Genomic DNA, 19217 nt, shown 5'->3' on the forward strand with positions numbered 1-19217 from the left:
CTCTGCACGCAGGCCGGGCGGGTCGACGGTGCCGGGGCGGGTTCACCGCCCCGGGCGCACCCAGATCGGGTTGCTGTAGAACCACAGGTCCGTCCACGGATCGGCGGAGCCCTCCAGGTCCATCGCCGGGCCGGCCGGGTCGACCGCCGCGCCCAGGTAGCCGGGTGCGCTGCGGTTGCCGTCGGTGCCGCGCACCCGCAGATAGCAGGGTTCGGTGACGTGCCCCAGGTCGTACCGGAAGGTCACCGTGCCGGTCGACGCGGTGACCTCGAACGACTCCACCACCGACGTCTGCGGGGCGGTACGGGTGTCCAGGTCGGCGGCCGGGCCGGTCACCGCGCCCCGGATCACGTCCACCCGGGCCAGCCGGGGGACGAACTGCGCCCAGTTCGCCTCCTGCGCCAGATCGACCGAGATGGTCAACTCGACCCGGCTGCCGGACCGGACGGTGAGGGTGTCACCGAGGGTCGCCCACCGTCGGCCGGCGACGGCCCGTACGTCGAGGGAGTCGATCAGACCGCCGTGGTCGACCCAGATCCGGCCGGCCCGCAGCCCGGCCATCACCGCCGCGTACGACCTGCGGTCCGCACCGACGTGGGTGCGGCTGTAGTAGCCGGGCCAGAAGTCGAACGTCCACGGGTTGATCGCGCCGCCGTACACCGGGTCGGCGTGCCGGCCGGTGCCGTGGAAGTCGCTGTCCGGGCCGGTGATCGCCGGATCGGCGTAGATCGAATGCGCGTCCGAACTCGCCGTGATCCACCACGGTCGGCCCTCGGCCAGCAGGCTGTCCCACACCCCGCCGACGGTGGCGGTCATCCAGTCGAACCCGCCCCAGGTGCGGTAGCTCTCCCGCGGGTAGCCGGCGAACGACTCGTCGGTCGCCGACAGGTAGTACAGCCCCCGGGCCATGCCCAGGCCGAACGGCGCGGCGATGCCCGCCGCCTGGTGACCCGGCGCCCCCTCGAAGCCGATGGCCACGTCCGGCCGGGTGTCGCGCCACCGTCGCAGCTCGTGCGGGGTGTTCAGGCCGCGCCGGGCCGGATGGTTGCCGATGAACAGGGCGTCGCGTACCCGCCGGCGGTCCACCGCCTCGCCGAGGAACCGCAGCCCGGCCAGGGCGAGATCCTCGTCGGGTGTCGCCGCGCCGGTGGCGTCCAGCACGTCGGCGTCGAACCGGGACTCGAATTCCCGCAGCACCGCCAGGTCGTCCGGCCCGGGGTGGACGAACACGGTGCCGTGTTCGGCTGCCGGGATGTTCCACTCCAGCCCCTGGAACACCAGCATGTCGCCGACCGCACGGCGCACGGCGGCGATGTCGGCGGCGGCCAGTTGCGCGCCGGCGCTGGCGTGGACGTCCCGGCCGTGATCGGCCAGCACGAGCCAGTCCAACCCGTACGCGCGGGCCTGCCGGACCAGGTCCCGTACCCGGTAGATCCCGTCCACGCTGAACTGGGAATGGACGTGGTGGTCGCCGGCGAGCCAGTGGTAGCCGGCCCGGGGCGGCCGGTCCCGTCCGGCCGCGCCGGTGCCGGCGGCGGCCGGTGCCGCCGTCAGCGCCTGACCTGCGGTCAGCGGGCCGGCGGCGGCCGCGCCCAGGCCGACCGCGCCGGCGCCGCGCAGGAACCCGCGCCGGGACACGTCGCCGGTGCCGGGGGTGTCGGGGTGGGGCTGCGGGTCCGGTGATACGACGTCAGCTGCCATGTGTCGCGCTCCTCGGGGATTCACCGTGTGCTGGTCAGTGCGTGGCGGCGACGTCCGGACGTCGACCGGCCGAGGTGGCTCCGGCCAGGGCGACCAGGTCGTCGATGATCTCGTTCGGTGCCGGCTGGGCGAGCATCTCGGCCCGCAGCCGCTGGGCCGCCTGCCGGTACCCCGGGTCGTCCAGCAGCAGGTGGCCGTCGGTGAGCAACTGCGCGGCGCTCACCTCGGTCGCCCGGCGCAGCACCCCGGCACCGGCCTGGGCCAGCAGGTAACCGTTGACGCCCTCGTCGAGGATCTGCGGCAGCACGATCTGCGGCAGGCCGTGCCGCAGCGCGGTCAGCATGGTGCCGGCCCCGCCCTGGTGGATCAGTGCGTCGCAGCTCGGCAGCAACGCGTCCAGCGGGACCGACTCGACCACCGTGACGTTCGACGGCAGCGGCGGCAGCATCTTCCGCTGGTTGGCGGTGATCGCCAGCATCAGGTCGGCACCCCGGTCGGCGGCGAGCTTCGCGCAACCCGCCAGCACCTCGCCGGGCAGGAAACCGCGTTCGCCGAGCAGCCGGTGGATCGACGTACCCCAGGTCAGGCAGATGCGCGCCCGGTCGGGGCGGCGGTGCACCCAGCCCGGCACCTCGGACAGTCCGTTGTGCGCGATGTAGCGGGTCCGGATGCGCCGGGCCGGCGCGATCGCCTCGGACAGTTGCAGGCCGGGCGGGCAGGGGTCGATGGTGGCCGCGCCGAGCAGGTCGACCGAGTCCAGGCCGAAGCGGGCCAGCAGCGGATCCAGGCCGGTCACGTTGATGAAGTAGGTGGCGTCCGGGCCGAACAGGGTGCGCACCGCCGGCACACCGGTCAGCGCGGCGACGACCGGGCCGGCGTGGGTCAGCGGGTCGAACACGATCAGGTCGGGCCGCCACGACCGGGCGAGCGCCAGCAGGTCGTCGACCATCCGGTCGGCGACCTCGCCGTACAGGGAGGTCCGGGCCGGCGCGGTCTGCGCCCGCTCCACCCAGATCGCCCGGAACACCGCGTGCATCTCGTCCTCCAGGGCACGCAGCAGCCGGAACTCCGGGCCGAGCCGCGCGGGGTCGCCCTCGGGCGCGAGCCGGTCGGTGATCCGGTCGGTCCGGGCCCGTTGGCTCGCCGGCCGGCCGGCCGGCGCCCCGTCGAGGCGGATCCGTTCGGTCGCCCGGTGGAACACCCCCGCGATGTCCAGATCCCGGCCGACCCCGCTGGTGGGCAGACCGGACCGGTCCATCGACGGCAACAGTTCGGGCTGACTGGTCATCCGAACGTCGTGACCGGCGGCCCGCAACGCCCAGGCCAGCGGCACCATGGGGAAGTAGTGCGACGGCCAGGCCCAGGTGGTGAACAACACACGCATCGGTGGCTCCTCGGTGGGTTCTCGGTGGCGCCTCGGCGTGATCGTCGGCGGTGCCGGTGGTGAACCGGTCGAAGTGGGCTGGAAGCCGGTGTGCGGACCTGCGGGTGGAGCCGGGCTGGAGCCGGCCGCGACCGGCGGAGGCGATCGTGTCGTCGACGTGCCCAGCCCAGCGGGGAGGCCCTCGATGTCCACCGTCGAACCACCAGCCAGTCCACCGTCACCCCCTGTCGTGCACCGGCCGGTCGGTGCCGCCGACGTCACGGCGAACCGCCGGCGCGGCGGTGACCTGCGGGTACTGCTCGGTCCGGCGACCGTCGGCGCCACCGCCGGGTTCCTCGGTGTGGTCACCCTGGCCCCCGGCGAGTACGTCTCCGAGCACTACCACCCGTACTCGGAGGAGTTCCTGTACGTCGTCTCCGGGTCGGTGGTGGTCCGCCTCGACGGCACCGACGTGCCGGTCGACGCCGGGCAGGCGGTGTTCGTCCCGATCGGCGTACCGCACCGGGTCACCAACTCCAGCGACGCCCCGGCGGTCGCGACCTTCCAGCTCTGTCCGCTCGCGCCCCGACCCGAACTCGGCCATGTCGACACCGAACCGCAGCCGGGCGTCGGACCGACCCTGCAGGTCGGGCCGAGTCTGCCGGTCGGACCCCGGTGACCGGGTCGGCCACGGCGGGCGTGGCAGCCGCCCTCGCCGGCGATGGTCCGTTGTCAGGGCGCGTCACGCTGCTCACCGGGGCGCGGACCACCCTTGGCGGGGCCGTCGCGGCGGGCCTGACCGCCGCCGGCGCCCAGGTGCGGGCCGTCGATCCGCATCCGGTCAGTGGCCTCGCCGACGCGGTCGCCCACTGTCGAGTCGACGATCGCTTTCCGTACCTGCTTGTCCACCTCGTCGAGGTACCAACCGCCGGCACCGGCACGGCGGACGACCGGGTGCTCGCCACCGCCCGACGGGTCGGCCGGCAGGTCGCGGCCGCCGCAGCCGGCTGCGGCGGTGGTGGTGGCGGTGGCGGTGGCGGCGTGGTGTTCGTCGCGGTGCCGCCGGCCGGGGCGGGGCCCGACGCCGTCACCGAGGCCGGGCTGACCGCGCTGGCCCGTACCCTCGCCACCGAGTTCGGCCCGACCGGTGTCCGGGTCAACCAGGTCGCCGGTCCGGGCTGCGCCGACCGTCCCGACCAGGTCACCGCCGCCGTGCTCTTCCTGGCCAGCGACCGGGCCGCCGGCGTCACCGGGCAGACCCTGCGGCTCGGCGGTACGCCGTGACGCCGCCGACCGCCGTTCGCTGTGCGGTCGTCACCGGCGGCACCCGGGGGGTCGGGCGCGCCACCAGCCTGGCGTTGGCCGGTGCCGGCGTCGCCGTCGTCGCCGTCTACCGGGGCGACGACGACGCCGCCGAGCGGCTCGCCGCCGCACCGGGCTGGGACGCCCGCCGCTGCCGTACGGTCCGCGCCGACCTGACCACCCCGGCCGGGCGCGAGGTGCTCTCCGCCGCCGTCCGCGACCAGCCGGGCGGGGTCGACCTGCTGGTGAACAACTTCGGCAGCTACCGGCCGGCTCCGTTGGCGGCCAGCGACGAGCAGGAGATCAGCGACGGGCTGCACACCAACCTCACCGCGCAGCTGCTCGTCACCCGCGCGCTGCTCGGGTTGCTCACCGACGGCGGCGCGGTGGTCAACGTCGGTGCCGGGATGGCCGACCGTGGCCGACCCGGGCACGTGGTGTTCACCGCGGCCAAGGCCGGGCTCGCCGGCTTCACCCGGGCCCTGGCCAAGGAGCTGGCCCCCAGGTCGATCCGGGTGAACACCGTCGCCCCCGGCGTCGTCGTCACCGAACGGGGTCTCGACCTGCCACCCCCGGTACGTGCCGCGCTGCTGGCGGCGATCCCGCTGCGCCGGTTCGTCACCGCCACCGACGTCGCCGAGGTCGTGTGCTTCCTCGGTGACGCCCGATGCGCCGGTGCGATCACCGGCAGCACCATCAACGTCGACGGTGGACTTTGACCCGGAGGGTGACCCATGCCGCGTAGCCGTACCGTATCCGCACCGCGCCGGCCGGGCGGCGGGTCGGGCGCCGACCCCGCCGCCGACCGGCCCGGCGCTCGGCCCGGCTGGGTCCGGCGGCTGCTGCCGATCGTGCGGCTGCGGCCGGGCAACCTGCTGATCGCCTTCGCCGCCACCATCGGCGCGGGTGTCGCCGCGGCGGCCCTGCTGCTGGTCCAACGCCAGGTGCTCGACCTGGCGGTGGCCGGCGACACCGGCGCGCTGCCGTGGCCGTTGGCGTCGCTGGTGGCGCTCGGCGCGGTGGCGTACGTCGCGCAGCGGATCGCCGCCTACCGGGAACTCAAGGGTGCCAACGACGCCCAGTTCCTGGTCTACGACGCGGTGCATCAGCGGATGCAGCGCATCGACCCGGACAGTCAGCCGCTGCCGCCAGGGCAGCTCGCCGCCCGGCTCAACCTGGACATCGACCGGATGTCGCGGGCCGTCGCCTCGCTGCCCCGGCTGCTCGGTGCGGTCGTCGTCGTGGCGACCGCCGGGGTCCTGATGCTGCTGCTGCACCCGGCGGTCGGCGTGACGGCGCTGCTGAGCGTGCCGCTGCTGCTCGCCGTCGCCTGGTGGATCCGACGCCGGGTCCGCCCGGCGGTCTGGGACGCGCAGCAGCGGGAGGCGGACGTCGCGCAGACGGCGAGTCTGGCCATCCACGGCGTACGGGTGGTCAAGGCGTTCGGTCAGGAGTCCCGCGAGACCGCACGGTTGGCGGCGGCGGCCGACCAGCTGTTCGGCTCCCGGATGCGCAGCGTCCGGTTGCAGGCCACCCACCAGCCGCTGCTGGACCTGGTGCCGCTGCTGACCCAGGTGGCGGTGGTCGTCCTTGGCGGCTGGCTGACCCTGCGCGGTGAGATCAGCCTGGGGACGTTCCTCGCGCTGAGCATCTTCGCCGGGCAACTGATCGGCAGCGTACGGTGGCTGGCCGACTCCGTGGTGGACCTGCAGGAGGCCGGCGTCTGCGCCGAGCGGGTGCTGGACCTGCTGGACCTGCCGCCGGCGGTGGTCGAGGACCCGGCGGCCGGTCCGCTGCCGCCGCTGCGCGGAGACGTGTCGATGGACCGGGTCCGGTTCGGCTATCCCGGCGGCGCGCCGGTGGTGGACGGACTGTCCCTGCGGGTGGCCGCCGGCGAGTCGGTCGCCCTGGTCGGGGTCGCCGGCTCCGGCAAGTCGACCCTGCTGAAGCTGCTGGCCCGGTTCCACGACCCGCAGTCCGGCGCGGTCCGGCTCGACGGGACCGACCTGCGTACGGTGACCCTGCGGTCGCTGCGTCGGCAGGTCGGGTCGGTGTTCGACGAACCGTTGCTGTTCACCGGCACCATCGGGGACAACATCCGGTACGGCCGACCCGACGCGACCGACGACGAGGTCGAGGCGGTGGCCCGGGTCGCCGGCGCCCACGACTTCGTCGCCGACCTGCCCGACGGGTACGCGACGGTCGTCGGCGACCGGGGATCCACCCTGTCCGGCGGCCAGCGGCAGCGGATCGCCCTGGCCCGTACCCTGCTGACCGGGCCCCGGGTGCTGCTGCTCGACGACCCGACCGCCGGGGTCGACGCCAGCCTGGAGTGGGAGATCCACCGGCGGCTGCGTGACTGGGCGGTCGGTCGGACCGTGATCTACGTCGGCTACCGGGCCGCCACCATCGCCGCCGCCGACCGGATCGTCGTGCTCGACGCGGGTCGGATCGTCGACCAGGGCCGGCACGCGGAGCTGCTGGAGCGCTGTCCGGCGTACCGGCGGTTGGTGGACCCGCAGGCCGCCGCGGGCCCCGATGCCACGGCGCAGGACGGCCCCACAATGGACGCCGACCTGACGGCGGAGGCCGACCCGGCCCGGCCGGCGGCGTCCTCGGCCCGCCGGGGCGGACGGCGCGGCATCCGATCCGGCGGCGGCGACGAGCGGCTGCGCGCCGCCGCGGCCCGGCTTGCCCCGCCACGCGACTCCTACCCGGTCGGCGCGATCGACCTGGCCGGGCCGTTCTCCGTCGGTGCGCTGCTGCGGCCGCACCGCGCCGGGTTCGCCGTCGTCCTGGCGCTGCTGGCGGTGCAGACGGTCGCCGGTGTCCTCGGCCCGCTGTTCACCCGCTCGGCCGTCGACGACGGCATGCTCGCCCAGTCGATGGACGGGGTGCTCACCGCGGCGGCGGCGATCCTGGTGACCAGCCTGGTCGGCCTGCTGCTCGCCCCGGTCACCGCGATCGTCGCCGGCCGGGCCGGGCAACGGGTCGTCGCCATCCTCCGGATGATCGTCTGGACCCGGATGATCCGGCTGCCGGTCTCCTACTACGAACGGCAGCCGGCCGGCCGGCTGCTCACCCGGCTGATCCACGACGTACAGGGCTTCGCCCAGTTCGCCACCACCGGCCTGGTCGGGGCGGTCGTCGCCGCCCTCACCGTCGTCGGCGTCCTGGTGGCGATGCTGGTCGTCGACGTGGTGCTGGCGACGCTGGTCGCCGTGTCGGTGGTGCCCTTCATCCTGCTGCTGCGCTGGTTCAACGCCCGGCTCGGCGCGGCGTTCCTGGCCGCCCGCGAACAGATGGCCGACGCCAACGCGGCGCTGCAGGAGAACCTCGCCGGTGTACGCGAGGCCCAGGCCTTCGGCCAGCAGGAGCGCCAGCACGCCGAGTACCGTCGACTGATCCGGATCTACCTGGACCACCGACTCGCCGCCGAGAAGCTGATCGCCGCCAGCTATCCGGTGGTCACCTTCCTCAGCGGCATGGCGCTGACCATGGTGTTCGGGCTGGGTGCCGTGCTCCTGGCCCGTGGCGCGCTCACCGCCGGCGAGCTGATCGCCTTCGTCCTGTGGGTGGGTCTGTTCTTCCCCCCGATCGTGGAGCTGGGCACGTTCGTGACCTCCGACGTGCAGCGGGTCGGCGTCTCCACCGGCCGGATCCGGGAGCTGTTCGACGAGAAGCCCGGCCCACCGCCGCCGACGTCCCCCGTACGGCCCGCGCGGATCCGCGGTGAACTGCGGCTGACCGGCGTCCGGTTCCGCTACCCGGGCACCCGCAGCGAGGTGCTGCACGACGTGGACCTGACGGTCCCGGCGGGGACGACACTGGCCCTGGTCGGGCCGACCGGCGCCGGCAAGTCGACAATCGTCAAGCTGCTGGCCCGGTTCTACGACCCGGATGCCGGACAGGTGCTCCTCGACGGCGTACCGCTGGCCGACCTCGACCCCGCCACGCTGCGGCGCACCGTCGGCTACCTGCCGCAGGAGCCGTACCTGTTCGCCGGCACCATCCGGGACAACATCGGCTACGGCCGGCCCGAGGCCACCGACGCCGAGATCGAGGCGGCCGCCCGCGCGGTCGGTGCCCACCAGGGCGTCACCGGGCTGCCAGAGGGGTACGGGTCGGCGGTGGGCGAACGTGGCGACCTGCTCTCCGCCGGTCTGCGGCAGCTGGTCTGCCTGGCCCGTGCCTACCTGGTCGATCCGGCGGTGGTGCTGCTGGACGAGGCGACCGCCAAGCTCGACCTGTCGACCGAGGCCCGGGTGCTGGCGGCGGTCCGTGCCGTCGCCGAGGGCCGGACCACCGTGATGATCGCCCACCGGCTGCAGACCGCCCGGATGGCCGATCGGATCGCCGTCGTCGCCGACGGCCGGATCGTCGAGTTCGGCACCCACGCCCAGCTGGTGACGGCCGGCGGCCGATACCACCAACTGTGGACGGCGGCGGCGCTGCCCAGTGCCCCGGTGGACGCGTCAGCGGCATCCGCGCCGGTCTGACCGGGCGGGTCAGGGCGCGGCGGCTCCGGCCGGGATGCGTCGGGTCCGGTCCGACCCGGCGGGGTGTCGTCGGCTCCGGCCGGTCAGCGGCGGGTGACCCACTGCTCCAGGTCAGCCACCACGGCCGCCGGCGCGGGCCGTACGGCGATCCGGGCGGCCAGCCCGGTGGCGGCCCGCGCGTACGACGGATCAGCCAGGACCTCGGCGGCGAGCGCCGCCACCTCGGTCGCGTCGACCTGCTCGCCGCCGCCGACCCACCGCCCGGCACCGGTGCCGGCCAGCCGCTCGGCGTTGAACGTCTGGTCCGGCAGGCTCGGTACGGCTACCTGCGGCACCCCGTGCGCGGCGGCGGTCATCATCGTGCCCCCACCGCCCTGGTGCACCAGCAGGTCACAGCTGGGCAGCAGCAGGTCCAGCGGAATCCGCCCGATCATCCGCACGGTCGCCGGCACCGGGGCGAACAGGTCCCGCTGACTGTCCGGCACCGCCACGACCAGCTCGGCGTCGAGGGCACCGAGCGCCCGCAGGATCGCGGGCACGTGCCGCATCCGGTCCGGATCCAGTGCGTGCAGCGACGTACCCCAGGTCAGACAGACCCGGGGTCGGCGGGCCGGTGCGGTGAGCCAGTCGGGCATCCGGGCCGGTCCGTTGAACGGCAGGTACCGCACCGGCATCCGGGGCAGGTCGTCACTGATCTGCAGCTCGGGTGGACACGGGTCCAGGGTGCGGTCACCGGCGGGGTCGACACCGTCGATTCCGTACCGCTGCGCCAGTGGGCCGGTGATCCGTCGGGGGAAGCCGTTGACCGGCGAGGTGAAGTCGCAGCACCACAGCTGGCGTACCGCCGGGATCCCCAGCACGGTGGCGACCAGCGGGCCGACCAGCGCGGCCGGCTCGTAGACCACCAGGTCCGGGCGCCAGCCACGGCAGAACCGCAGCAGCTCGTCGGCGAGCAGACCGGCGACGACCTCGGCGGTGGCGACCATTCCGGTGAAATCGAGTCGGCCGGCGACCGGGGCCGGCCGGGGGCGGCGCAGCCGTTCCCGCCGCTGCTGACGCAGCAGCGCGAACATGTCGACCGGCGGCCCGATCGGCAGTGCCGGCAACCCGGCCCGCACCACCGGACCGGTCTCGGTGGGATGGCACGCGACCAGCACCTCGTGACCGGCGGCGCGCAGCGCCCAGCCGGTCGGAACGAGTGGGGCGAAATGACCGCCACCCGCCCACGACGCGAACAGCACCCGCACGACCAGCCTCCGATCCGTCGCTGACGTCGCTGACGTCGCGAGTCTGCGCGCCGGCACTGTGATCTGGTTCCAGTCGTGGTGTGGCCCGGCTGGAGGACCGTCGGCGTCTCGTGCCGGCCTCGCCCGGGATGCGAATCCGACCCGTCATGGTGGCGCCACCGGCAAGAGGGGAGTGACCATGCGGTTGGGAGTCTTCCTGTCCCGCGACAGCGGGCCACAGGTGGCCGAGGAGGCCGAGCGGCTCGGATACGAGACGGCCCTGGTTCCGGAGGGGTTCAAACAGGACGCGCCGAGCCTGCTCGGCGCGGTGGCCGCCCGTACCCGGCGGATCCGGCTGGCGTCCGGTGTGATGCAGATCCCGGCCCGTACGCCGGTGCTGACCGCGCTCACCGCGTCGACCCTGGACGCTCTCAGTGGCGGCCGGTTCGCCCTGGGGCTCGGGGTGTCCAACCCGGACGTGTCACTCGGCTGGTACGGCGTGCCGTACGACCGACCGTTGGCCCGCACCGAGGAGTACCTCGCGGTGGTCCGGATGGCGCTGTCCGGAGCGCCGGTACGCCACCAGGGCCGGTTCTACCAGTTGCCGCCGGAGGGCACCACCGAGGCGGCGCAGCTGCGGGCCGGGCCGCCCCGCCCGCAGCTGCCGATCTACCTGGCGGCGGTCGGACCGGCGAACCTGGAGCTGGCCGGCCGGGTCGCCGACGGGTGGATCGGGGTGTTCTGCTCGCCGCAGCGGCTGGCCGACTCGCTGCACCGGGTGCGGGCCGGCCGCCAGCAGGCCGGCCACCGGCTGGACGGGTTCGAGGTGCTGCCGTCGGTGCCGATCAGCGTGGGCCCGGACCCGGTGGCCGCCGCCGAAGCGGTCCGCGGCTACTTCGCGAACTTCATCGGCCTCGGCAGCCGCCACCGCAGCATCTACCACCGGTTGGTGACCGAACTCGGCCACGGCGCGGCGGCGGACGAGATCCGGGACCGTCAGCGCTCGGGTGACCGGGCCGGCGCGGCGGCCGCCGTACCGATGGCGTTGATGGACGACACGTCGCTGATCGGCCCGGCGCAGCGGATCGCGCCCCGACTCGCCGCGTACGCGGCCGCCGGGGTGACCACCCTGGGGCTCACCCCGCTGGCCGCCACCGCCGCCGGACAGATCGAGGCGCTACGGGTGGCCGCCGCCGCGCTGCGCCTCGCCGGCGGCTGACGCCGCCGACCGGCGCAGCCGGACCCAGCCGGTGACGTTGCGTTGCATGGTGCGGGCCATGCCCAGCGCACCGGCGGGCACGTCGTCGGTGATCACCGAGCCGGCGGCGGTCTCCGCGCCGTCGCCGACCTCGACCGGTGCCACCAGGATCGTGCCGGCGCCGATGGAGACGCCGTCACCGATGCGGACCCGGCTCTTGACGCCACCGTTGAAGTTCGCCGGCCCGGACATGCTCGCCAGGTTGCAGCCGCGTCCGACGTCGGCGCTGAACAGTCCGGCCAGGTGCGGGACGCTGGTGCCGGCGCCGACCGTCGAGTCGGCGATCTCCACGAACGCCCCGGCGCGGCAGTCGTCGCCGAGGCTGGCGCGGGAGCGCAGCCAGGCGTACGGCCCGACGTTGACCCGGTCACCGAGGTCGACGTCCTGACAGACCGCGTACCGGATCTCGCAGTCGGCACCGACCCGGCAGTCGTGCAGCGACACCCCGGGGCCGATCCGGCTGCCGGCGTCGACCGTGGTGTGGCCGGTCAGTCGGGTGCCGGCCAGTACGGTGACGCCGGGCGCGAGCTGGACCGTGGCGTCGATGGAGGTGGTCGCCGGGTCCTCCACGTACACGCCGCGTCGTAGCCAGCCGGCCACGATCCGGGCCTGGACGGCCCGGTGGGCCTCGGCCAGCTCCACCGGGTCGGTGGTGCGTAACGACTCGGTCGGGTGCAGGGTCACGTCGTCGACCCGCACCCCGGCGGCGACCAGCTGGTGGCGTACGGCGGCGCAGGGTGTCTCGGCGGCGAGGTGGCCGGCGAGCCGGGCGACAGAGAGAGGGACGGGCCCGGCGAGGACCAGGCCGGCCGGTGCGTCGGGCGTGGCCGGCGGGGTCGGATCCCACCACGGTGCGGGGCGTCGCGCCCGCAGCAGCACCACGCGGCCGCCGCCGGTGCCGCCGGTGTCGTCGGTGACCCGGTCCACCGCCCAGGCCAGGGTGCCGGCCCCGATCAGCGGCGTCGCCGTGCCGATCAGCAGTACCGGCCGGTCGCCGGGGCGCGGCGGTTTCGTGACCACCTCGGCGTCGAGACGGGCGAGGGTGTCCAGCAGCCAGTGGCCCGCCGGCCGCCCGGCCAGCACCGCCTGCTCCGGTCCGTCCGGCACCGCCTGCTCCGGTCCGTCCGGCACCGCCTGCTCCGGTCCGTCCGGCACCGCCTGCTCCGGTCCGTCCGGCATTGCCTGGCTAGGCGCGCCGACGAGCACCGCGACCGGCCGGTGCCGGCCGCTCACCGGTGACCCGCCGGTGCCGACTGCGGTCCGCCGCCGCACGCCGCGCCGAGACCGGTGACGTCGAGGGCGGCCTTGACCAGCCGGAACGCCTCGCAGTAGCGGACCTCGGTGAGGTCGTGGGTGGCGGCCTGGCGGGCCCACCACGTCGCCCGGTCCCGGATCGCCTGCTCGGCGACGTACGGCTTGTCGCGTTCGGACTGGTACTTGGCCACCGCCGCGAGCTTGTCCGGCATCCGGGCGGTGACGTCGACGTAGACGTCCGGAGTGAACAGGTTGTTCATCAAGGGTGGTTCGGCCTGCAGAATGGTGCGGACGAACGGACTGCGGCCGGCCATCGTGGTCGCCGCCCGACCGGCGGTCTCGTGGTCCTGGTGGTCACCGGCGCCCACCAGGTGGGTGATCACCAGCGCCGGGCGGACCCGGTGCAGGTGGTCGGCGACGCAGGAGTACGTCTGCCGGTCGGCGGCGAGCGCGCCGTCGACGAGATTCTCGATGACGAGGTTGGCCCCGATCACCCCGGCGGACTGCTTCGCCTCGTCGGGGCGGGCCGCCGCGGCCGGTGAGGAACTCGCCGAGCCGTCGGTGAGCGCGAGGATGTGGACGTCGAAGCCGGCGGCGCCGAGCCCGGCGAGGGTGCCGAAGCAGCCGAGTTCGGCGTCGTCGGGGTGGGCGAAGACAGCCAGTACCGACGGATGGGCCACAGCGGTGTGCTCCTGTCTGCTCGGGCCGGGACGCCCCGTACCGTCGCGGTGCGGGTCGGCAACGACCGGACGCCGCCGCGCCACGGGCGCGACGCCGGTACCGGCGATGATGACCGGCACCGGCGATGATGGCGGGTACGGATCGAGGGGCCGTCGAACCGTCGTCGAGCCGTCGCGACGGATGGTCGGGCGGCCTGGCGCAACTACTGCACGGCGGGCCGCTGTGTCCCGTCGTACGGTGGCAGCAGCGCGGCGGCGATCGCCTTGTTGACCGCGTCGATGCGCGACACGGCACCCAGTTTGGCGAAGATGTTGCTCAGGTGGCGTTTGACGGTCGCCTCCGTCAGATACAACCGGGCGGCGATCTGGGCGTTGCTGAGTGCCTGCGCGGTCAGCGACAGCACGTCGATCTCCCGGGGGGAGAGCATCGCGGTCGATGTCGGCAGCTGGGCCAGGCTGCTGCGGGACACCGCGAGGGTGACGTGGTTGTCCTGGATGCAGGCGTTGTGGATCGCGGAGACGAGCTCCCGACGACTGACGCTCTTGAGCAGGTAGCCCCGGATGCCGAGGGAGAGCAGCCGCTGCAGCAACCGGGGTCCGTCGTACATGCTCAGGATGATGATCTCGGTTTCCGGGACGAGTTCACGCAACGCGATCACCGTGTCGGTGACGTCGCCACCGGGGATCTCCACGTCGAGCAGGACCACCCGGGGCCGTTGCTGGGCCACCAGGGCGATCGCGTCGGCGCTGTTGCCGGCCTCACCGACCACCACCAGCCCCGGCTGGCTCTCCAGGATCTCGCGGAGCCCTTCCCTCATCAGCGCGTGATCGTCCACCAGGACCACCGTGATCGGCTCTGGAGTCACCCGGTGTCTCCCTCCACTGGCAGCCGTAGCTCGATGTGCGTCCCGCCGCCGATCCGGCTGATCAGCGACAGCGAGCCGCCCAGCAGGCTGGCCCGTTCCTTCATCGACAGCAGCCCGGTGCCCCGGTGTCCGGCGGCCGGGTCGAAACCTTCCCCGTCGTCGACCACGCTGGCCTGCAACCGGTCGGGTGCGAGGTCGATGCGGACCATGACGAGCTGCGCCCGCGCGTGGGTCACGGTGTTGCGCAGTGCCTCACGGACGATCAGGAAGGTCTCCTCGATCAGCGTGGCCGGCACCCAGCTCTCGTCGCCGTTGACCTGGATGTCGTGGATCAGCTCGGGCGTCGCCGTGCTGTCCAGGAACAGCCGCAGCGCCTTCTCCAACCCGTGCACCGGCTCGACCAGTCGGAGCCCGGCGATCGTGTGCCGGACGGCCTCCAGGGTGCCGGTCAGCCCGTGCTGGGCGGCTCGTAGCCGGCTCAGTGCCCGGTCCTGGTCAGCGGCCCAGTAGATCTCGGACAGTTCGAGTTGGCGTTGCGCGACGCCGATGCCGTGTCCGATCCGGTCGTGCAGTTCGCGGCTGATGTGGCGACGTTCCTCGATCTGGGCGCGGTGGATCCGGTTGAGCAGCACGCCGACGTAGGCGTCCGCGGCCACCCGCAGGGTGTGGGTGAGGATCTCGTGCAGGGTGAGCGCGGTCAGGATGAGACGGTCGGTGGCGTCTGGGCCGTCCACCGTCGCGGCGACCCGTCGTACCACTGTGGCGAACAGCAGGTTCGCGGCCCGCAGCGACTCGGTGGGCGAGGTGTTGGTGGCGGCCCGGTCGGCGCCGATCTCCCGGGCCAGCCCCGGCTGGACGACGGGCGTCGGGTGGCCGCCGACCTGGGCCGCGGTGCGCGCCAGGATGTCCCGGGCATGGGTCAGCACCTGCTTACGGGACAGGTCGTCCAGCAGTAATGCGCTACCCGCCCTTTCTAATGCCACCTCGAAATCGCGCAGGATCGTGGGCGAGAGGGCCGTTATTTGGTCACTCAGGGTGGTCTGCGACGGCTCCTGGAGTGGCTCGCTCACAGTGTTCCTCCGGCATCCTCACTGGGGATCGAGGGTATCCGTAGAACGTGCCGTCCGTCTATCCGTCGGCCACGCATTTTCCGCTTTACGGACCTGGTCCACAGTGGCTGGCCGGATCGGGAACCGGACCCGGACCGATCCGTCATCGAGTGGTACGCCCGTTTTGTCGATCATCGGTGTCGGCGTGAAACGCGCTGGTAATGAGGTTCGCCGCATTACTGGTCATCAGTTGATGGATCAGCGCAGAAACGGCGCAGTACGCGGACCGGACGCCGTCAGGCGAACGCGATCCCGACCGGTACCGCCCCGTGAGCGACGTACTGGGTGGTCATGAAGATCCGGTACGGCTGCCGCGTCGGCCCGGCCGGTCGGCGCCGCCGGCAGGTCACCGCGATCGCCACGGCCCCGCCGGCCAGGGCCGCCGCCGGCCAGCGCAGCACCGGATCCACCCCGACCGCCGCCGCGCCGAACGCGACGGCCACCAGGAGCGCGTTGACCGACACCCGTCGCCCAGCGGCCGGCACACCACGCAGCACCGCCGAGGTCCGTCGCCCGGTCGCCGCGTCACCGGCGACGTCGGACAGGTCCTTGGCCAGCGCGCCGACGAGACCCATCCAACACGACATCGCGACGGCGAACACCAGCAGCGCGGGCGGCACGCCGCCGCCACCGGCCGCTACCGCCCCGGCGGTGAACGTCACCAGTCCGGCCAGTACCACGGTGGCCCCGGCGGCCACGCTCCACCGCTTCAGGCGAAGCGGCGGCGCGGAGTAGGCCCAGCCGAGCAGCAGCGCCAGGCCGACCAGGCCGAGCCAGGCCACACCGAGGACAGCGGCCCCGGCCACCGCAAGACCCGCCCAGGCCGTGGCCACCCCCGCCGCCACCGGCACCGGCAGTACGCCGCGGGCGATCGGCCGGCGGGAGCCGTTGACCCGGTCGCCGACCACATCGGTCACCCCGTCGAACAGGTAGACGCTGGCGGCGACGCAGAGCCAGGCGGCGAGCGCCACCGGCATCCGCCACCACGCGGCGGTGGTCTCCGGCGCGGCGACGGTGGCCAGCGCGCCGGCGACCAGGAAGCGCATCGTGTAGATCGCCAGTACGGCGGGCCTGGCCTCGATGACACACCAGCCCAGGTAGCGGCCCGTCATTCGCCAGCTTTGCCTGGACACTTCGACAGACGTCGTGGTCATGGGTCGAGGATATGGTGCCCTGATTGGCCCGCATCAGAGGTGTACATCGAAGGTCGTATCCAATTCTGCACCCTGCTGTCGGTGCTGGGTGTATCGGATCGGGGTGGGCGGGTCCCCAGGTGCAAACTCGACGCCGGCTCTTGTTGTTCGAGTTGTAGGCAGCCTACTTTCCAGATCCCGGCGAAGTTTCCGTCGGATTGCGCTGCACAACCGATCGAGAGGAACGCGATGCTGCATTTCCAGGTACTCGGCCCACTCGAGGTGTTCGACGACGACGGCACCGTCGTCACCCCGACCCCACCGAAGGTCGGCCGGGTCCTCGCCCTGCTTCTGCTGCGCGCCAACCAGGTGGTGTCGACCGACGCGATCATCGACGAGTTGTGGGGCGAGGATCCGCCGCCCAGCGCGGTCGGTACCGCCCAGACCTACATCTACCAGCTGCGCAAGTGCCTGGACCCCCGGATCCGTACCGGCGGGGAGTGGCTGCTCACCAAGCCGCCCGGCTATCTGATGCGGATCGCACCCAGCCAGCTGGACGCGACCACCTTCGAAGCCCTGTCCCGCCAGGGTCGGCAGATGCTGGAGCGGGGCCAACCGGAGCAGGCCGCGCCACTGTTGCGTCGCGCGCTCGAGCTGTGGCAGGGGCAGAGCCTGGCGAACCTGCGCCGGGGCGGACTACTGCAGGCACACGCCATCCGCCTCGAGGAGGACCGGATGCGCACCCTGGAACTGCGGATTCAGGCCGACGCCGAACTCGGCCTGCACCGGCAGCTGATCGGGGAGATCCGGTCCCTGGTGGCCACCAATCCGCTCAACGAGTGGCTGTACGGCCAGCTGATGGTGGCGCTGGCCCGGACCGGCCGCCGGGGTGAGGCGCTGCAGACGTACCAGGATCTGCGCCGCGTGCTCGACCACCAGCTCGGCCTCACCCCGCAGCCCGAGCTGCAGCGGCTGCACCGTGAGCTGCTCAGCCACGGCGAACCCGCGATGAGCAGCACCTGGCTGTACCGCAGTGTGCTCTCGGCGGCCTGACCGCCGTGGGTAGGCGCTACCTGGGCGGCGACTCGTGACCGCCCAGACGTGGCTCGGCGTCGTCGTACTGACCGGCAGTGGCCTCACCGCCGGGGTGCTGTACGCCGTCGCGCTCAGCGTGGTCCCGGCGTTCCGGGCCCTTTCCCCGCAGCGCTACGTCGAGACCCACAAGCTGATCGGCCGTCGGTTCGACCTGGTGATGCCGCCCACGGTGCTCACCTGGACGGTGGGCGACGTGGTCGCCGCCGTGCTCACCGGGCACCCCGTGGTACGGCTGCTGCTGCTCGTCGCCGCTGCGGCCGGCTGCGCGGTGGCGGTGGTGTCGCAGCTGGGCAACGTGCCGATCAACCGCCGGGTGAAGGCGCTGCCGGCCGGGGCGCTGCCGCCGCACTGGCCCGACCCGCGTGCCCACTGGCGCGCGTTCAATCTGCTCAGGACGGGTTTCGCGGTGCTGGGCCTGGTCGCCAACGCCGCCGCCGTGTCTCATCCGTCCTGGTGACCGAAAGGAGAAGCCGTGCCGTCGACCTCGACGCCGACCCTCGACCCCGCTGACATCAAACGTCTGGGCAACGCCTTCTGCCACGCGAAGCTGCTGCTCACCGCCACCGAGCTCGGACTTTTCGCCGACCTGTCGAGCAACGGCCGGTCGACCGCCGACGAGATCGCCGCCCGGCTGCACCTGGCCGGCCGTGGCGCGGGCGACTTTCTCGACGCGCTCACCGTGCTCGGCCTGCTCGATCGGACCGCCGCCGGCTACGACCTGGCCGACGCGGCACGCCGGCACCTGGTCCCCGGCGGACCGGCCTTCCTCGGCGGCTTCCTCGACCGGGCCAACCAGGTGCTCTACCCGGCCTGGGGCAAGCTGGCCACCGCGTTGCGGACCGGGCGACCGCAGACCCCGTCGGCGGGCGCGGGCGCGTTCGCGCAGATGCTCGCCGACCCGGTCCAGCGTGAGCGGTACCTGGGCATGATGGACGGGGCCAGCGGTCAACTCGCGCCCCACCTGGCCGCTGCCGTCGACTGGTCGGCGGTCTCCAGCGTGGTAGACGTCGGCGGTGCCCGGGGCAACCTGGCCGCGGCGTTGGTGACGGCGCATCCGCACCTGTCGGCGACCGTGTTCGACCTGCCGGCGATGGCGCCGTCGTTCGCGGACCACATGCGGTCGCTGCGTCCGCCGACCGAGGTCCGGTTCGTCGGTGGTGATTTCTTCGTCGACCCGCTACCGACCGCCGACGTGCTGATCATCGGCCATGTCCTGCACAACTGGTCGCCGCCGCAACGGCAGACCCTGATCGCCCGGGCGTACGCCGCGCTGCCCCCCGGTGGCCTGCTGCTGGTCTACGACGCGATGCTCGACGACGAGCCGGCCGACCTGGCCCGGCTGCTGGTCAGCCTCAACATGCTCCTGGTCACCTCCGACGGTGCGGAGTACCGGGCGGCGGACGGCGAACAGTGGCTGCGCGAGGCCGGGTTCGCCGTACAGCAGCGCCGGTCACTCGGGAGCAGCGACACTCTGTTGGTCGCCCGCAGGCCCACCGCCGGCAGCTGACCCGATCCGGGTGCCCGGCGTCGGCCGTTCCCCGGCGGGCGCGGGGTCGGTGCCATCGGCCCCGGCGGACAGGGCGCCGTCCCAGTCCGCCGGGGGACCGGGCACGACCAGGTGCAGGTGGCCAAGCAGCGGCAGCAGCCGGGCGAGCGGGCCGGGGGACACCGGCGTGGTGGTGTCGTCGACCGACGGTACGCCGTCGGCGGGGTGCGGCAGGCGGTCCATGG

Annotated in this window: 17 protein-coding genes; 8 read left to right on the forward strand and 9 right to left on the reverse strand. The window is 73.5% G+C overall.

The features are described from left to right. Positions 1 to 42 precede the first annotated feature (42 nt). Complete coding sequence (locus tag O7608_RS17115) at positions 43 to 1701, reverse strand: PHP domain-containing protein (RefSeq protein ID WP_289205533.1); 1659 nt, start codon at positions 1699 to 1701, stop codon at positions 43 to 45. Positions 1702 to 1735: 34 nt separating this feature from the next. Continuing rightward, positions 1736 to 3085, reverse strand: coding sequence for a nucleotide disphospho-sugar-binding domain-containing protein (locus O7608_RS17120; protein WP_289205534.1), 1350 nt, complete (start codon positions 3083 to 3085; stop codon positions 1736 to 1738). Positions 3086 to 3269: 184 nt separating this feature from the next. On the opposite strand from O7608_RS17120, the gene O7608_RS17125 reads away from it, so the two are divergent. Genes O7608_RS17125 through O7608_RS17140 form a run of 4 tightly spaced genes read left to right on the forward strand, consistent with a single transcriptional unit; the run spans position 3270 to position 8865 of the window. Beyond that, complete coding sequence (locus tag O7608_RS17125) at positions 3270 to 3743, forward strand: cupin domain-containing protein (RefSeq protein ID WP_289205535.1); 474 nt, start codon at positions 3270 to 3272, stop codon at positions 3741 to 3743. Between the two features lie 50 nt (positions 3744 to 3793). Continuing rightward, a complete protein-coding gene (locus O7608_RS17130; protein ID WP_289205536.1) occupies positions 3794 to 4348 on the forward strand; it encodes a Rossmann fold domain-containing protein in 555 nt (184 codons plus the stop codon). After that, positions 4345 to 5085, forward strand: coding sequence for an SDR family NAD(P)-dependent oxidoreductase (locus tag O7608_RS17135; RefSeq protein ID WP_289205537.1), 741 nt, complete (start codon positions 4345 to 4347; stop codon positions 5083 to 5085). Before O7608_RS17130 ends, O7608_RS17135 begins: the two co-directional genes overlap by 4 nt. 15 nt (positions 5086 to 5100) lie before the next feature. Then, the gene (locus O7608_RS17140; RefSeq protein WP_289205538.1) at positions 5101 to 8865 is read left to right on the forward strand and encodes an ABC transporter ATP-binding protein; all 3765 of its coding nucleotides are present in this window, start codon (positions 5101 to 5103) and stop codon (positions 8863 to 8865) included. An 83-nt stretch (positions 8866 to 8948) separates the two neighbouring features. On the opposite strand, the gene O7608_RS17145 is transcribed toward O7608_RS17140, so the two are convergent. Then, positions 8949 to 10112 (reverse strand): nucleotide disphospho-sugar-binding domain-containing protein, encoded by a 1164-nt coding sequence (locus O7608_RS17145; RefSeq protein ID WP_289205539.1) that lies wholly within the window; start codon positions 10110 to 10112, stop codon positions 8949 to 8951. Between the two features lie 178 nt (positions 10113 to 10290). Here O7608_RS17145 and O7608_RS17150 point away from each other — a divergent pair, with 178 nt between their 5' ends. Then, positions 10291 to 11310, forward strand: a complete 1020-nt coding sequence (locus O7608_RS17150; RefSeq protein ID WP_289205540.1) for an LLM class flavin-dependent oxidoreductase — start codon at positions 10291 to 10293, stop codon at positions 11308 to 11310. Here the strand turns inward: O7608_RS17150 and O7608_RS17155 are convergent. The 5 genes from O7608_RS17155 to O7608_RS17175 form a co-directional block, all read right to left on the reverse strand. After that, on the reverse strand, positions 11269 to 12582 hold the full coding sequence (locus O7608_RS17155) for a hypothetical protein (RefSeq protein WP_289205541.1): 1314 nt from the start codon (positions 12580 to 12582) through the stop codon (positions 11269 to 11271). The two genes, O7608_RS17150 and O7608_RS17155, sit on opposite strands and share 42 nt — an antisense overlap. Next, the gene (locus tag O7608_RS17160; protein WP_289205542.1) at positions 12579 to 13283 is read right to left on the reverse strand and encodes a PIG-L deacetylase family protein; all 705 of its coding nucleotides are present in this window, start codon (positions 13281 to 13283) and stop codon (positions 12579 to 12581) included. The genes O7608_RS17155 and O7608_RS17160 overlap by 4 nt, the downstream gene beginning before the upstream one ends. A 203-nt stretch (positions 13284 to 13486) precedes the next feature. Continuing rightward, positions 13487 to 14149 carry a response regulator gene (locus tag O7608_RS17165; protein WP_289205543.1) on the reverse strand — a complete coding sequence of 221 codons (663 nt, stop codon included), beginning with the start codon at positions 14147 to 14149 and terminating at the stop codon, positions 13487 to 13489. Further along, positions 14146 to 15219 carry a sensor histidine kinase gene (locus tag O7608_RS17170; RefSeq protein ID WP_289205544.1) on the reverse strand — a complete coding sequence of 358 codons (1074 nt, stop codon included), beginning with the start codon at positions 15217 to 15219 and terminating at the stop codon, positions 14146 to 14148. Before O7608_RS17170 ends, O7608_RS17165 begins: the two co-directional genes overlap by 4 nt. A 275-nt stretch (positions 15220 to 15494) precedes the next feature. Continuing rightward, positions 15495 to 16412 carry a UbiA family prenyltransferase gene (locus O7608_RS17175; RefSeq protein WP_289205545.1) on the reverse strand — a complete coding sequence of 306 codons (918 nt, stop codon included), beginning with the start codon at positions 16410 to 16412 and terminating at the stop codon, positions 15495 to 15497. A 228-nt stretch (positions 16413 to 16640) separates the two neighbouring features. On the opposite strand from O7608_RS17175, the gene O7608_RS17180 reads away from it, so the two are divergent. Genes O7608_RS17180 through O7608_RS17190 form a run of 3 tightly spaced genes read left to right on the forward strand, consistent with a single transcriptional unit; the run spans position 16641 to position 18993 of the window. Then, entirely contained in the window at positions 16641 to 17444 is an 804-nt protein-coding gene (locus O7608_RS17180) for an AfsR/SARP family transcriptional regulator (RefSeq protein WP_289205546.1), read from the forward strand. Positions 17445 to 17478: 34 nt separating this feature from the next. Next, positions 17479 to 17943: an anthrone oxygenase family protein gene (locus O7608_RS17185; protein WP_289205547.1), complete on the forward strand. Its 465-nt coding sequence runs from the start codon at positions 17479 to 17481 to the stop codon at positions 17941 to 17943. 15 nt (positions 17944 to 17958) lie between these two features. Further along, positions 17959 to 18993, forward strand: a complete 1035-nt coding sequence (locus O7608_RS17190) for a methyltransferase (protein ID WP_289205548.1) — start codon at positions 17959 to 17961, stop codon at positions 18991 to 18993. Here O7608_RS17190 and O7608_RS17195 read toward each other — a convergent pair. Beyond that, complete coding sequence (locus O7608_RS17195) at positions 18937 to 19215, reverse strand: hypothetical protein (RefSeq protein ID WP_289205549.1); 279 nt, start codon at positions 19213 to 19215, stop codon at positions 18937 to 18939. The two genes, O7608_RS17190 and O7608_RS17195, sit on opposite strands and share 57 nt — an antisense overlap. Between the last annotated feature and the right edge of the window lie 2 nt (positions 19216 to 19217).

It is taken from the genome of Solwaraspora sp. WMMA2056, assembly GCF_030345095.1.
Lineage (GTDB): Bacteria > Actinomycetota > Actinomycetes > Mycobacteriales > Micromonosporaceae > Micromonospora_E.

Excerpts from the sequence above, each read along its gene's own strand:
- O7608_RS17125 (WP_289205535.1), top strand. The coding sequence starts at position 3,270 with ATGTCCACCGTCGAACCACCAGCCAGTCCACCGTCACCCCCTGTCGTG.
- O7608_RS17150 (WP_289205540.1), top strand. The coding sequence starts at position 10,291 with ATGCGGTTGGGAGTCTTCCTGTCCCGCGACAGCGGGCCACAGGTGGCC.
- O7608_RS17115 (WP_289205533.1), bottom strand. The coding sequence starts at position 1,701 with ATGGCAGCTGACGTCGTATCACCGGACCCGCAGCCCCACCCCGACACC.
- O7608_RS17195 (WP_289205549.1), bottom strand. The coding sequence starts at position 19,215 with ATGGACCGCCTGCCGCACCCCGCCGACGGCGTACCGTCGGTCGACGAC.
- O7608_RS17120 (WP_289205534.1), bottom strand. The coding sequence starts at position 3,085 with ATGCGTGTGTTGTTCACCACCTGGGCCTGGCCGTCGCACTACTTCCCC.
- O7608_RS17175 (WP_289205545.1), bottom strand. The coding sequence starts at position 16,412 with ATGACCACGACGTCTGTCGAAGTGTCCAGGCAAAGCTGGCGAATGACG.
- O7608_RS17180 (WP_289205546.1), top strand. The coding sequence starts at position 16,641 with ATGCTGCATTTCCAGGTACTCGGCCCACTCGAGGTGTTCGACGACGAC.
- O7608_RS17140 (WP_289205538.1), top strand. The coding sequence starts at position 5,101 with ATGCCGCGTAGCCGTACCGTATCCGCACCGCGCCGGCCGGGCGGCGGG.